We start from the raw sequence: 13485 nt of genomic DNA, 5'->3' as shown, positions 1-13485 counted from the left end.
CGTGACCACGCCGCAGCTCACCTCCCGCCTGCGCGGTGGTGGCTGCGGCGTACTCGTGGGCGGGCTCGCCATCGCCGCGCATGGGATGGCCGGTGGCGGGGTGCCGCGATCGGCGGAAATCGCGCTGCTGCTGCTGGTTTCGCTGGGGGCGGGGATGTTCGCCGCTCGGGGTGGTCGCGCATCGGCGATGCGCACGGCGTCGGCGCTGATCGGCGGGCAGTGGGCTGGGCATTTCGCCCTGACCGGCACGCTCGACCATCACAGCGAACTGCTGCATCTGCCGAGCGCGTCGATGACCGCGGCGCACTTCCTCGCGGCAATCGTCTGTGCCGCACTGATTCTCGTTGCCGAGCGGCTGTATCTCGTTGCGTCGAGCGTTGTTCGGGCAGTGCTCGGCGTGCCCTCGGCGACCGTCACCCGGCTCGCTGTCCGCTGGTTCTCCACCCTCGCCGCGCGCGGCACACGTCCGAAGGGTGCGCGATGTCCGCGCGCACCGCCGCTGTTCGCCTGATCCAGACGACTTCAGATTTCTCTTCGGACAGAAGGCATTCCATGCACAACTTCACCACCCGTGGCACCGGGACCGTCGCGATCGCGGCGGGTCTCGTGCTCGCCGCCTGCGGTTCGGCGGCCGCCCACGTGACCGTCGACGCCCCCGGCGCGGCCAAGGGCGGTTACACCGTCGCCACCTTCAAGGTGCCCACCGAATCCGACACCGCGGCCACCACCGGGCTGCGCGTCGCCGTGCCGAACCTGAAGAGCGTGCGCACCGAGCCGCTCCCGGGCTGGACCGCGAACGTCGAACGCAACGACAAGGGCGAGACCGTCGCCGTCGCCTGGACCGCCGAACCGGGCAACCCCGGCGTCGGCCCCGGCCAGTTCCAGCGCTTCGTGCTCTCGCTCGGCCCGCTGCCCGATCAGGACACGGTGACCTTCCCCACCGAGCAGACCTACAGCGACGGCAAGGTCGTCGCCTGGGATCAGCCGAGCACCGACGGCGCCGAACCCGAGCGCCCGGCACCGAGCGTCACCCTGACCGCGAACGGCGGCGGGCACGGCGATCACCAGGTCGCCTCGGGCGAGACCAGCGAATCCGGCCAGGACAACGTGGCCCGCTGGCTCGGCGGCCTCGGCCTCGCTCTCGGCCTGTTCGGCGCGGCCCTCGGCCTCGGCCTGGTCTTCCGCTCGCGGCGGGCCTCCTGATGCGCGCCGGCACGTCCCCGGCGACCAGCGCACGCCGGCGTCCCGCGATACTCGTGGCACTGCTCGCAGTGCTGTTCGCCGCGGCCTTCGCGGCGGCGGGTACGGCGAGCGCGCACTCCGGCGCGGTGAGCAGCGTGCCCGAGGACGGCTCGACCGTCGAGGTGGGACCGGCGCGGGCCAGCATCACCTTCAACGAGGAACTGCAGCAGACCTTTCCGTCGCTGACCGTGGTCGGCCCGGACGGGCGGCTGTGGTCCAAGGGCGACGTGCTCGTCGAAGGTCGCACGGTGAGTGTGGAAGTCGGTGAGCTGGGACCGGTCGGTGAGTACACGCTCGCGTTCCGGGTGACCTCGGCCGACGGCCATCCCGTCAGCGGGACACGGCATTTCACGCTCAGCAAGGAAGGCACCGGCACGCCGGGCGCCAAGCCGGGCGAGGACCGGGCCGACGGCGACAGCGATTCCGGTGGGGTGCCCGTGTGGGTGTTCGTCGCCGGTGGTGTGGTGCTGTTCGGTGCGGGCCTGGCGGTCGCGCTGCTCGGTGGCCGGTCCGGTCGCAAGAAGTAGCTCGCGATGACGACCGGTCGCCGGGTTCCCGGCGCCACGCCGCGGCCGTGGCGGCTGCTGGGGCCGGTCGTCGCCGCGGCCATGGCCGGTGTGGTGCTGGCCTGGGTGCTGCGTGGCTTCGACGGTTTTCCCGTGGTGGCCTGCGCGCGCGTCCTCGCCGACGGCGCGGGCGCGACGGTGCTCGGGCTGGCGGCGCTGCCCCGGCTCAACGAGCGGCTGCGGGTCACCTGGCGACCGGTCGCGGTGCTGGCCGGGGTCTGGTTCGCCGCCGAGTTCGCGGTGCTGGTGGGCGAGGCGGCCGAGATCGTCGGCGTGCCGGTGCGCGATCTCGGGGCCGACGAGTTCGGTACCTTCCTCGGACGGCTCAGTGCCGGGCAGATCGGGATCGCGATCCTGTTCTGTACCGGCGCGATCGCCTGCTACGCGGCGGTGGCCTTCCGGCGGCCCGAGGCGGCATCGCCGGATCTGGTGCTGGTGTTCGCCGCCGTCGCGCTGGCGTTGCGTCCGATCACCGGGCACATGTCCCAGCAGATGTTCGGCTCGGTGCTCGCCGCGGTGCACGCGCTGGCCGCCGCGGGCTGGCTCGGCCTGTTGCTCGCGATGGCGCTGGTCCTGCGCACCCGCGGCGAATGGGCGGCCACGCTGCCCCGCTATTCGGCGCTGGCCGCGCCGCTGGTGCTCGCGGTCGCCGCCACCGGAGTGATCGACGGGCTGGTGCGCCTGGGCGGGATCGAGCCGCTGTGGTCGAGCGGGTACGGGCGGATCCTGCTGGCCAAGTTCACGCTGCTGTGCGTGCTGGCGGGTCTGGGCTGGTGGTGGCGGCGCACCTGGGTGGCGCGGGCCGCCGATCACCGGGTCACCGCGGCGGTGTCGCTGCGCAATGCCATCGTCGAAGTGGTGGTGATGGCGCTGGCGTTCGGGCTGGCCGCCGTCCTGGCGGTCACCGCGTAGTCAGCTCCGTCACGTTCGCGTCCGGTGCCGTTGGACGGTGTACGAACCGATTACAGTAACCCGCATGACCGAAGTGAGGATTGTCGAAGACTGCGCTGCGTCGGCCGAGACGGCGTTCGCCTTCATGAACGACTACCGCAACCTGCCGAAGTTCTGGTACGGCATCGAGACCTTCACCCCTGTCACCGAGCAGACCGACGGCCTCGGCGCGAAGTTCGACGGCAAGATGAAGCTGGGCCCCGCCTCGCTGACCTCCCGCATCGAGGTCGTCGGCTGGGAAGAGGGCAGGCTGATCGCCACCCGGTCGATCAAGGGCTTCGAGATCGTCGCGACCTTCCGCTACCTGCCCAAGGGCGATGACCTGTGCACGGTCGACGCGACCATCGACTTCTCGGTCGGCGGCGGCATCGCGGGCAAGATGCTCGGCAAGACCATCGAGCCCTTCATCAAGATCGCGGTCAAGCACACCACCGACAGCCTGGTCCGGGAGATCGTGAAAGCGCACAGCGAGAGCGCCTGACACAATCAGCGCATGACCGAATCAGTGAATGTTGTGGCCACCGCCGATCTGGCCGATGAGATCGGCCCCGAGATCCGCAGCTGCGACACCCAGTTCATCCAGTTCGGTGGCCGGGCCGCGTTCGCCGGACGGATCACCACGATCCGCTGCTTCCAGGACAATCTGCTGGTCAAGCAGACCCTGGGCGAGCCGGGCGAGGGCAAGGTGCTCGTCGTCGACGGCGGCGCGAGCGTGCACACCGCGCTGGTCGGCGACATCATCGCCGGGCGTGGCGTGGACAACGGCTGGGCCGGGGTGATCGTCAACGGCGCCGTGCGCGACTCCGCGATCCTGCGCACCCTCGACATCGGGGTGAAGGCGCTGGGCACCAACCCGCGCAAGAGCACCCAGACCGGTAGCGGCGAGCGCGATGTGCAGGTGGAGTTCGGCGGGATCACCTTCGTCCCGGGCGAGATGCTCTACAGCGACCACGACGGCGTCGTGGTCCGTGCCGAGGACTGAGATCTCAGGTCGCGGGTGTTCGGGCTAGTTCCCGGACACCCGCACCTTGTGTCCGGCCAGGACGACGACGTCGCCCACCTGTAGTTGCCTACCGCGGCGCAGCTCGACCTCGTCGTTGACCCGGACGAGACCCTGGGCGATCACCGTCTTGGCCTCGGAGCCCGAATCGATCAGGTTGGCCAGTTTCAAGAACTGCCCGAGCTTGATGACATCGTCATCGATGGGCACATCGACTGGTTCCGACATGCGCTAATACTTACTCCCCCGCGAAAAGGGGCGCGCCACCGGCCCTGGTGACGAACACGCCGCGCCGAGGGCGACCCGCATCCGGCCCGGGAGCGCTCACACTGGATCAGTGACCCCCACGCAGGCCGAGCAGCACCCCATCGTCGAGGCGGCACCGGACAGATCGCCGGTTCCGCATCGCGCGCACGGCAGGTTGTCCGAGGTACCGCACGTCACGGGGATGATCCTGGGCGTCTTCGCGGTGCTGTGCCTGCTGTGGAGCCTCTCCCCGACGTTGCGGCATCTGACGCAGACACCACGCCACTTCGTCGACACCTACTACTTCGACGCGCCCGACAGTCTGGTGTGGGCGCTGGTCGTCGGACTCCTGGCGGGGGCGATCGCCAGCCGAAAACGCGTCGCCTGGTGGCTGTTGTTCGGCTATCTCGTGCTCTACGCGGTGTCGAACATCGTGGCCTTCGTCGCCGATGACGACGTGGCCGCGCTGGTGGCCTTCCTCGTGCACCTGGTGGTGCTCGGCGTGCTGCTCGCGGCGCGCAAGGAGTTCTACACGCGGGTCAGGCCGGGTGCGCTGTGGAAGGCGCTCGGGGTGCTCGTCGCCGGGTTGGCGGCGGGCTGTCTGCTCGGCTGGGGGCTGGTGGAGCTGTTCCCCGGCTCGCTGCCGGGCGGCGTGCAGCGGCCGCTGTGGGCGGTGTACCGGGTCACCGCGGCGGTACTGGTGAACAACGAGCACTTCGACGGCCATCCCCGCGCGTGGGTGAACTTCGTGCTCGGCCTGTTCGGCGCGATCGCGCTGCTGGCCGCGGTGATCGTGCTGCTGCGCTCCCAGCGCGCCGACAACGCCATGACCGGGCTGGACGAGTCGGCGATCCGCGGTCTGCTGGCGAGCAGCGATGTCGAGGACTCGCTGGGCTACTTCGCGACCCGCCGGGACAAGGCGGTGGTGTTCGCGCCGAACGGCAAGGCGGCCATCACCTATCGCGTCGAGCTGGGCGTGTGCCTGGCCAGTGGCGATCCGATCGGGCCGAAACAGAGCTGGCCGCAGGCCATCACGGCCTGGCTGGAGCAGGCGGACCGGTTCGGCTGGGCGCCCGCGGTGATGGGCGCGAGCGAGATCGGCGCGACCGCGTATCGCCAGGCCGGGCTCGCGGCGCTGCGGCTGGGCGACGAGGCGATCCTCGACACCCGCACGTTCTCGCTGGCCGGTCCGGAGATGAAGCAGGTGCGCCAGGCCGCCAACCGGCTGCGCAAACACGGTATCGGCGTGCGGGTGCGCAGGCACCGCGAGATCCCCGCCACGGAGTTCGCCGAGATCATCGCGCGCGCCGACGCCTGGCGCGACACCGAGACCGAACGCGGCTTCTCGATGGCGCTGGGCCGTCTCGGCGATCCGCTCGACGGTGACTGCCTGCTGGTGGAGGCCGTCGATCACGACGACCGGGTGCACGCCATGCTCTCGCTGGTCCCGTGGGGCCGTACCGGTGCCTCGCTGGAATTGATGCGCCGCGACCCGCACAGTCCCAATGGCGTGATGGAGCTGATGATCTCGCAGCTCGCGCTGAACTCCGACCAGTACGGCATCACCAAGGTCTCGCTGAACTTCGCGGTGTTCCGCTCGGTGTTCGAGGAGGGTGGCCGGATCGGCGCCGGACCGGTGCTGCGGGCCTGGCGCGGGGTGCTGCTGTTCTTCTCGCGCTGGTGGCAGCTCGAGGCGCTGTACCGGTCGAATGTGAAGTACCACCCGCGCTGGGTGCCACGGTTCTTCCTGTTCGAGGAGCGCAGGCAACTGCCCCGGGTCGCGACGGCGAGCGGGCTGGCCGAAGGCTTCCTGCCGCGGCTGGGCAAGGCGCCCGACGCCTCGGTGCACACCGGGACGAATCCGGCTGTCCCCGCGGCGATCACCGGCCTGCACGCCGACGGCAGCCCGCCCGACGCGCCCGAGGGCGAGGACACCGAGCAGGGTCCGCGCAGGCCCGAGCAGGTGCGGGTGCGGATGGACAAGCTGGCCCGGCTCACCGCCGCCGGCGTCGACGCCTACCCGATCTCCTACCCGCCCACGCACACCATCGCCGCGGCCCGGCGCACGCCCAAGGGCACCACGGTGCGGGTGGCGGGCAGGCTGCTGCGCATCCGCGACTACGGCGGGGTGATCTTCGCGGTGGTACGCGACTGGACCGAGGAGATCCAGCTGGTGATCGACCGCGAGCGGGTCGGCGCCGATCGCAGCGCGGAGTTCACCGAGTTCTTCGACCTGGGCGACCTGATCGAGGTGAGCGGTCAGCTCGGCACGAGCCGCAGTGGTGAGCTCTCGCTGCTCGCGCAGGACTGGCGGATGAACGGCAAGTGCCTGCACCCGCTGCCCGACAAGTGGCGCGGGCTGGCCGATTCCGAGGCCAAGGTGCGGCAGCGCTACGTCGACATGGCGATCAACCCCGAGACCCGCGAGGTGATGGCCAAGCGCAGCGCGGTGCTGCACTCGCTGCGCGACTCGCTGTTCACCTGGGGCTTCCTCGAGGTCGAGACGCCGATCCTGCAGCAGGTACACGGCGGCGCCAACGCGACCCCGTTCCGCACCCACATCAACGCCTACGACCTCGACCTGTACCTGCGCATCGCGCCCGAGCTGTATCTCAAGCGGCTGTGCGTCGGCGGCATGGAGAAGGTGTTCGAGATCGGGCGGACCTTCCGCAACGAGGGCGTGGACTTCAGCCACAATCCCGAGTTCACGATCCTGGAAGCCTATGAGGCGCACAGCGACTACCTGCGGATGATGCACCTGTGCCGTCAGCTGATCCAGGACGCGGCGATGGCGGCCAACGGCGCCGAGGTGGCGTTGCGGCCCAACGACTCCGGCGGCTTCGACGCCGTCGACATCTCCGGCGAGTGGCGGGTCAAGACGGTGCACGGCGCGATCTCGGAGGCCATCGGCACCGAGATCACCGCGCGCACCGACCTCACCCGGCTGCGCGAACTGTGCGACGGCGCCGGGGTGGCGTATCAGCACGGCTGGGACGCCGGGCAGGTGGTGCTGGAGATGTACGAGCACCTGGTGGAATCCCAAACCACAGAACCCACCTTCTACCTGGACTTCCCCGTCTCGGTCGCCCCACTGACCCGCTCGCACCGCAGCATCCCCGGCGTCACCGAACGCTGGGACCTGGTCGCCTGGGGCGTCGAACTGGGCACCGCCTACAGCGAACTCACCGACCCCGTCGAGCAGCGCCGCCGCCTCACCGAACAGTCGATGCTGGCCGCGGGCGGCGACCCCGAGGCGATGGAACTCGACGAGGACTTCCTCCAGGCTCTCGAACACGCCATGCCCCCCACCGGCGGCCTGGGCATGGGCGTCGACCGCGTCGTCATGCTCATCACCGGCCGCAGCATCCGCGAAACCCTCCCGTTCCCCCTGGTGAAGCCGCGCTGAACCCGTGCGGTTCACCTCGATGCGGCAGAGTGTGGAGCGTGCAGCTGATTCTCGTGCGTCATGCCCAGCCCGACCGTGTCGTGAGCGCCACCGTCGCCGCCGACCCCGGGCTCACCGAGGTCGGTAGGCGTCAGGCCGCGCGCGTCCCCGACGCGCTGGCCGCGCACGAGATCGCGCGCATCGTCAGCAGCCCGCAGCGTCGGGCGCGCGATACCGCGGTTCCCACCGCGACCGCTCGCGCACTACCCGTCGACATCATCGACGACCTGGCCGAATACGACCGCGACCTGCCCGCCTACATCCCCATCGAGGACGCGAAGACCGACTTCGCGGATGCCTACGCCCGCATAAAAGCCGGGCTGCTCCCCGAACAGATCGACGGTCCGGCCTTCACCACCCGAGTCCTGACCGCCATCGAAACCCTGGTCGCCGACACCGCACCCACCGACACCGTCGTAGCCTTCGCCCACGGCGGCGTCATCAACGTCCTCCTCGCCGACGTCCTCGGCCTCCCCCGCCCCCTCACCTTCCCCATCGACTACTGCTCCATCACCCGAATCCTCTACTCCCGCACCGGAACCCGAACGGCCGCCACCATCAACGAAAACGGCCACGTCTGGAACCTGCTCCCCCGCAACCTGTCCAAGACAGCCCACTGAGTCGGCCACGTACCGCACCCCAGCACACCCCGGACCCGACGCCCGCGACCCAGCCACACCCCAAGCTCGAAGCCCACAGCCTGCCGCACTACCAGCCACACCCCAAGACCCAAAGTCCGCCACCTACCGAACTCCCAGCCACACCTCACCACTTAAGTCCGCCATGACCGCCTCACCCAGCCCCGCACCCGCGACCTCGAGGAGCGGCGGCCGACGAAGTCGGCCGGTCGCGGCCGGGTCGCCGGTTAGCGCTCGAAGCGCATGCGCCGAAGGCGCGAGTCTCGAGCGCTAACCGGCGGCCCATCAGGGGCCGCGACTCGAGCGCGCCAGCGCTCCAACAAACACAGCGTTCACAGCCCGGGTCGGTCAACCCCAAACCCCAGCCACAAACAAGAGTGCCCGGCGCCGCCAACCGCGACACCGGGCACCCGACAGAACAACTCAGGCGTGCGAGCCGATCCAGTCACGCATCCACGTGATGGCGGTCTTCCCACCACCCACCTGGTAGCTCCCGTACAACGTATGCGCCTGCGACCGGTAGAACCGCTCCAGGTCCTTGGCCCGCTGCTGATTGGCCGCCTCCGACAGCTGCGCCTGCAACGTCGGCACGCCACCGTGCGCCATCAGATCGTTCATGATCTGGCCCGCTTCGATCTGGTACCGCCACAGGTTGGCCGGGTTGGCATCCGAGCTCTGCGCCAGGAAGCCGGCGAAGCGGGTGACGAAGTCGTCGGTGGCCGTCGCGCAGTAGAGATCGTCGACCGCGCAGATCGTGCGGGTGCGATCGCTGAGCCAGCCGAAGCCGCCCGGCCGCGCGCCACCGCCGCCCGCGCCCTGCGCGATCGGGCCCACCTGGACATCGGTGGGCGAGCGCCGCGGATCGGAGATCAGGCCGACGGCGGCGACACGATCGGCGGGAATCTTGCTGATTCCGGTGCCGATCTCGGCGGCGAGATCACCTGCCGCGTCGGCACCCTGGCTGTAGCCGACGAGCGCGGCCCTGGTGTTGCCGCAGGCGGCGAGCTTGTCACTGATCAGCCCGCGGGCCGCGTTGACGGCCTGCTTCTTGGAGTTGCCGTAGACATCGCCCTCCCACGGGAACGCGGTCGCGGCATAGGTGACGTAATCGACTTGGGTGTTGCGGGGCAGCCCGTTGGTGACGCCGGACAGCATGCCGGGGCCGGGGGGCTTGTCGACGCCGGTTTCCCAGGTTCCGGGAATGGCGACCACATAAAGACTCGGGCAGCCGGGCGCCGCGTTGGCACTCGTGCTGCCGATCATGATGCCGGACATCATCGCCGCGGACGCTCCCACAGCCGCGACAACTTTTCTCAACTGCATACCGCTCCAGTTCAACCCTTGCTCTCACCGATGCAGAGCAAACCCCGATGACTTGTGGCAACCCAGACCTCGCCGCGAATCACAATAGGCGTAGCAGCGCCTCGGTGCCACATGACCTCTCGAATTCGGCGCCGACACACGGGCCGAGCGGAGCCGGATGTCGGCGGCCACGGCCGGTCGCCGACATACCCGTCCAGCGCAGCGGAGAACTCACACCTCCAGATCTTCCTCGATGCCCTTGAGGCGGTGGCGGGCCATCGCGAGGTTGGAGCGGCCGCGGTCGAGGGCGAGGTAGAGGAACAGGCCCTTGGACTTGCGGCCGGTCATCGGGCGGATGACGTGGTACTGGGTGCCGAGGGTGATGAGGACGTCCTCGATGTCCTCGTTGAGGCCGAGCTGTTCGATGGTGCGCATCTTCGCGCGCACCACCTCGGTGTTGCCCGCCGCGGCGACCTGCAGGTCCAGTGCCTTGGTGCTGCTGAGCATGCCCAGCGCCATCCCGCTGCTGTAGTCGACGACCGCGGCGCCTATCGCACCGTCGATCACCATCATGTCCTTCAGTGCCAGATCCATATTCGACATGTCGTGCCTTTCATTTGTTGTGCTTCCCCTGGCTGTTTCCAGAGGAGTGCGCCGCCGCCAGGTGTTCGGCGATGGCACGAGCTACCGGGCGCGACTCCAGGTGGAGCCGGCCGACGTTCACCTCGGGTCCGGCGAGCACGGTCAGCGAGGTGTAACCGGCGGCGTAGATCACCACCTGCCCCTCGGTGCCGTGCACGACGACCTCGTTGAAACCGCCACCGTGCGCGGTGCTGGCCAGCCGGTACGACAGCGACAGCTGCGCCGCGGCCAGTGCCGCCATCCCGGTCGGTTCGACCTGCGGCGGCAGGTCGTGTTCGATGAGCAGCCCGTCGCTGGAGGCGACCACGGACCCGGTGAGCCGGGGTACGCGCTCGCGCAACGACTTCAGTTCGGCCAGCACGGCCGCGTTCCGTTCGGGCACCGTCATCGCCACTTTGGTCAACCTTCCCCTCCATTCACCGAGCAGCTTCTTGCGCACGGTCACTCGAGCTCCTCCAACGCCGCCCTGAGCCGGATGAGTACTTCGCGGTCGACCTGCTGCCAGCGCTCCGGCTCGTACGGTGCCGCGACAGCGCGGTTTCCGCGGGGCCGGGCGGACGCGGTCGCTTCCTCGTCGACCGCGTGCCGACCGGGTCCCCCGATCTGTGGGGGACGGATCACACCCGTGCCGGCGGCGGGGATCCGCCTCGGCAGCACGGGGACGGTGGTGGACTCCGGCGCCGAGTGCCGGTGTCGGGCAGGTCTTTCGACCGGATCAGGGGCGAGTGCGAGATGCCGGCCGGTGCGCTGCGTGGGCGCCGCCTCGACCACCTCCGCAGTCTCGGGCACCTCGATCGGGTCCGGCGCCTCGATCAGCCCGGCTGCGGTCAGGTCCCGGACCGCGACGAGGCAGCCGTAGGTGGTGCGGCCGAGGTCGCGGGCGATCTCGGCGACACTGCGCCGGGTATCGGCGGCGGCGAGCACCTCGGCCTGAGCACCGGTGAGCACCACACGATTTCGACGCACCCGGCGCGCGGGCACCACCGGCACGGCCGCGACCAGATCGGCGGGCCACGGACCCCATTCCCGATCACCGCGGCGCGCGCATTCGTGCACCACCGCGCGTGGCGCCACCCGGCACACCGGCGACAACCAATGTTCCGGCGCCGGACGGAATTCCGGTTCGCCCGGCGAGGCGAGCAGAAAGTAGGCGGCGTCGAAGACCGACAGCAACGCCAGAGTTTCCAGTCGGGGGCGGTGCAGGAGCGGGCCGGGATCACCCGCGCCGGCGCGTCGCCAATCCTCGGCGGTGGCAACACCCGCCTCCACCACGAGCCGGTCCAATCCGATGGTGCGACGGCAACCGGCCGAGGCGATCGCGCCACGCACGAGGTGGAATTCGCCGTCGCCGGCCCGCAGCACACCGGTCGACTCCTGGTCCTCCAGCCGGTGCAATTCCTCGGCCAACGCGACGCTCATCGATCCGCACCCGCCAGTTCGTCGAGTGCGTTCCTGAGCTGATAGCGCGCCATACCGAGATTGCCGGTGTCGCCGTCGAAGGCGACGTGCATGAACAGTCTGCCGTCGAAATCACCGTCGACCAGGTGCAACAGGTGGAATCCGCCGGTGCGGCAGACGACGATCTCGGTGACGTCGTCGGTCCGGTCGTTCGTCAACGCCGAACAGCCCAGTGCCGCCCGCACCACCTCGGTGGTGCTCGCCGCGTCCTCGTGTTCGTCGATGTCGCCGTGCCCGCCCGCCGCGGCGATCGCCAATCCACTTGCCCCGTCCACCAGTGTCACGCTGCGCGCACCGGGAATATCCATGATGCGTTTGAGGCAGCCGTCGAGAGAATTCACACGCCCCGGCCCTGTCATCGATCGGTTATCGAAACGAGACGCTATACCCACCCGCAAACTTCCGCATGTCGAATGCGGGAAAATTGCTGCGCGGCAAAATGTTTGCTGGGGTTTGCTGGAAAACCGCTCGGTATCAATACTTTTGGGTAACTTCGGGGCCTATTCGCTACCGCAATGCGAAACCGGTGATCAACCGCTTATTCGGTAGCCAGCGATCTCCGCGCGAATATTCGATTCGACCGTCTTCACAGACTTCGCACGCCGATATACCCGTCAATTGTCAGCCGGCGGCGCGGCGGTACCAGGTCTCGGCTTCGCGGTGCGCGCCCTCGGATTCGAGCAGCGCGGCGAGATTGGCCATGGCGCGCGGATGGCCGAGATCGGCGGCGCGACGGAAGCAGCGGCGTGCCTCGGTGACGCTGCCGCGGCGGCGCAGGAGCATGCCGAGGTTGTTGATCGCGTCGATGTCGCCACAGTCGGCGGCCTCGCGGTACCACGCCTCGGCGTCGTCGAGGCGGCGCTGATCCTCCAGCAGGCGAGCGAGATTGAACATCGCGTCGACGTGGCCCGCCATGGCGGCGTGGTGGTACCAGGTCTCGGCATCGGCACGATCGCCGCACTGGTAGAGCATGGTGGCCAGGTTGTACATGGCGTTGCTGTTGCCACCGGCCGCGGCCCGGCGGTACCAGGACTCGGCCTCGTCGAGTTCGCCGAACTGGTCGAGCAGGACGGCGAGGTTGTTCATCGAACGGGTGTGCCCCGCCGCCGCGGCCCGCCGGAACCAGTGCTCGGCTGCCTCGAAATCGCTGTGGTTGTGGTAGAAGTGGGCGAGATTGTGCATGGCGGTACCGTCACCGCGCTCGGCGGCGCGGCGCAGGGTCGCCAATGTTCCCGGCGGCAACGGCACAGCTCCCCCTCGGATCACCGATTCTGCTCTACGTCTTGAAGTCTATGTGGCGCAAGGGACATCAGCCACCAGCTTCTCGAGCGCTCGAGAGAGGTTGAGCACCTTGATGTTTCAACCTGACAGCTATCAGCCCGCGATGTGTCGCGGACAACATCGCCAGGCACTTTCGGACTCGGCGTCGCCCCGTCCACCCTCAGCCACCACTTCAAGGCCCTGCGCAACGCGGGCCTGATCCGCCAGTTCGACAGCGGCCGACAGCGCATGAACACCCTGCGGCTCACCGAACTCGACACCCGATTCCCCGGCCTGGTCGCCTCGATCCTCGACCACGCCGACCAGCACCCCTAAGGAGCGGCCATGCCGTTGATCACCATCGCGAGAATCACCGCCGTCCCGGTCAGCGTCTGGCTGATCGCCGCACTGACGTTCAACCCCGACTACCGCGCGGACAACATCTTCGCCGTCCCCGACTTCGCCTTCTCCCTGCTCCTACTGGTCGCGGCCTTCCTCCCCCGCCACCTCGCCGTCCCCACTCTGATCACCGGCTTCTACTTCGGCTCCGGCGTCATCACCATCGCCGCCCTGGAACGCTTCGACCTGGGCCAACCGGCACAGGGCGCACTGAACCTCGTCATCGTCGCGGCCTACCTGACCGTCGCGGTACTGCTCACCCTCGACCACGGCCGGACAACGGCACCCGCCGGTTCGCCGGGTTAGGCGCAGGCATACGAAAGCGCCCGTGGACCG

General features: G+C 69.2%; 17 protein-coding genes. 10 read left to right on the top strand and 7 right to left on the bottom strand.

From position 1 onward, the window contains the following. Position 1: 1 nt before the first annotated feature. The 6 genes from ACFVVM_RS21775 (at position 2) to rraA (ending at position 3741) form a co-directional block, all read left to right on the top strand. Positions 2 to 511: a hypothetical protein gene (locus ACFVVM_RS21775; protein WP_387621122.1), complete on the top strand. Its 510-nt coding sequence runs from the start codon at positions 2 to 4 to the stop codon at positions 509 to 511. A 41-nt stretch (positions 512 to 552) separates the two neighbouring features. Beyond that, positions 553 to 1203: a YcnI family protein gene (locus ACFVVM_RS21770; protein WP_387621119.1), complete on the top strand. Its 651-nt coding sequence runs from the start codon at positions 553 to 555 to the stop codon at positions 1201 to 1203. Continuing rightward, positions 1203 to 1769: a copper resistance protein CopC gene (locus tag ACFVVM_RS21765; protein WP_387621116.1), complete on the top strand. Its 567-nt coding sequence runs from the start codon at positions 1203 to 1205 to the stop codon at positions 1767 to 1769. Before ACFVVM_RS21770 ends, ACFVVM_RS21765 begins: the two co-directional genes overlap by 1 nt. Before the next feature lie 6 nt (positions 1770 to 1775). After that, complete coding sequence (locus ACFVVM_RS21760) at positions 1776 to 2720, top strand: CopD family protein (protein WP_387621113.1); 945 nt, start codon at positions 1776 to 1778, stop codon at positions 2718 to 2720. 64 nt (positions 2721 to 2784) lie between these two features. Next, on the top strand, positions 2785 to 3240 hold the full coding sequence (locus tag ACFVVM_RS21755; protein ID WP_387621110.1) for an SRPBCC family protein: 456 nt from the start codon (positions 2785 to 2787) through the stop codon (positions 3238 to 3240). A 12-nt stretch (positions 3241 to 3252) separates the two neighbouring features. Further along, the gene (rraA, locus tag ACFVVM_RS21750; RefSeq protein WP_387621107.1) at positions 3253 to 3741 is read left to right on the top strand and encodes a ribonuclease E activity regulator RraA; all 489 of its coding nucleotides are present in this window, start codon (positions 3253 to 3255) and stop codon (positions 3739 to 3741) included. A 24-nt stretch (positions 3742 to 3765) separates the two neighbouring features. Here the strand turns inward: rraA and ACFVVM_RS21745 are convergent, their stop codons facing one another. After that, a complete protein-coding gene (locus tag ACFVVM_RS21745; RefSeq protein WP_022566561.1) occupies positions 3766 to 3987 on the bottom strand; it encodes an RNA-binding S4 domain-containing protein in 222 nt (73 codons plus the stop codon). A gap of 109 nt (positions 3988 to 4096) precedes the next feature. On the opposite strand from ACFVVM_RS21745, the gene lysX reads away from it, so the two are divergent. Then, positions 4097 to 7411, top strand: a complete 3315-nt coding sequence (lysX, locus tag ACFVVM_RS21740) for a bifunctional lysylphosphatidylglycerol synthetase/lysine--tRNA ligase LysX (RefSeq protein WP_387621104.1) — start codon at positions 4097 to 4099, stop codon at positions 7409 to 7411. A 38-nt stretch (positions 7412 to 7449) separates the two neighbouring features. Beyond that, the gene (locus tag ACFVVM_RS21735) at positions 7450 to 8070 is read left to right on the top strand and encodes a histidine phosphatase family protein (RefSeq protein WP_387621101.1); all 621 of its coding nucleotides are present in this window, start codon (positions 7450 to 7452) and stop codon (positions 8068 to 8070) included. A 441-nt stretch (positions 8071 to 8511) separates the two neighbouring features. On the opposite strand, the gene ACFVVM_RS21730 is transcribed toward ACFVVM_RS21735, so the two are convergent. From ACFVVM_RS21730 to ACFVVM_RS21705, 6 genes are all read right to left on the bottom strand, one after another. After that, positions 8512 to 9411 (bottom strand): cutinase family protein, encoded by a 900-nt coding sequence (locus ACFVVM_RS21730; RefSeq protein WP_387621098.1) that lies wholly within the window; start codon positions 9409 to 9411, stop codon positions 8512 to 8514. A gap of 210 nt (positions 9412 to 9621) precedes the next feature. Then, entirely contained in the window at positions 9622 to 9993 is a 372-nt protein-coding gene (locus ACFVVM_RS21725; protein WP_387621096.1) for a hypothetical protein, read from the bottom strand. 10 nt (positions 9994 to 10003) lie between these two features. Further along, complete coding sequence (locus ACFVVM_RS21720; RefSeq protein WP_387621093.1) at positions 10004 to 10477, bottom strand: roadblock/LC7 domain-containing protein; 474 nt, start codon at positions 10475 to 10477, stop codon at positions 10004 to 10006. Continuing rightward, the gene (locus ACFVVM_RS21715) at positions 10474 to 11451 is read right to left on the bottom strand and encodes a hypothetical protein (RefSeq protein ID WP_387621090.1); all 978 of its coding nucleotides are present in this window, start codon (positions 11449 to 11451) and stop codon (positions 10474 to 10476) included. The genes ACFVVM_RS21720 and ACFVVM_RS21715 overlap by 4 nt, the downstream gene beginning before the upstream one ends. Further along, positions 11448 to 11774 (bottom strand): hypothetical protein, encoded by a 327-nt coding sequence (locus tag ACFVVM_RS21710; RefSeq protein ID WP_387621087.1) that lies wholly within the window; start codon positions 11772 to 11774, stop codon positions 11448 to 11450. The genes ACFVVM_RS21715 and ACFVVM_RS21710 overlap by 4 nt, the downstream gene beginning before the upstream one ends. 337 nt (positions 11775 to 12111) lie before the next feature. Beyond that, on the bottom strand, positions 12112 to 12738 hold the full coding sequence (locus ACFVVM_RS21705) for a tetratricopeptide repeat protein (RefSeq protein WP_387621084.1): 627 nt from the start codon (positions 12736 to 12738) through the stop codon (positions 12112 to 12114). A 138-nt stretch (positions 12739 to 12876) separates the two neighbouring features. On the opposite strand from ACFVVM_RS21705, the gene ACFVVM_RS21700 reads away from it, so the two are divergent. Both ACFVVM_RS21700 and ACFVVM_RS21695 read left to right on the top strand, forming a co-directional pair. Continuing rightward, entirely contained in the window at positions 12877 to 13086 is a 210-nt protein-coding gene (locus ACFVVM_RS21700) for an ArsR/SmtB family transcription factor (protein ID WP_387621082.1), read from the top strand. 9 nt (positions 13087 to 13095) lie between these two features. Then, the gene (locus ACFVVM_RS21695; protein ID WP_387621079.1) at positions 13096 to 13455 is read left to right on the top strand and encodes a hypothetical protein; all 360 of its coding nucleotides are present in this window, start codon (positions 13096 to 13098) and stop codon (positions 13453 to 13455) included. Positions 13456 to 13485 lie beyond the last annotated feature (30 nt).

Source organism: Nocardia sp. NPDC058176 (genome assembly GCF_042883805.1).
Classification (GTDB): domain Bacteria; phylum Actinomycetota; class Actinomycetes; order Mycobacteriales; family Mycobacteriaceae; genus Nocardia.
The sequence above is the reverse complement of the archived record's forward strand: the minus strand, read 5'-3'. Positions and strand labels throughout refer to the sequence as shown.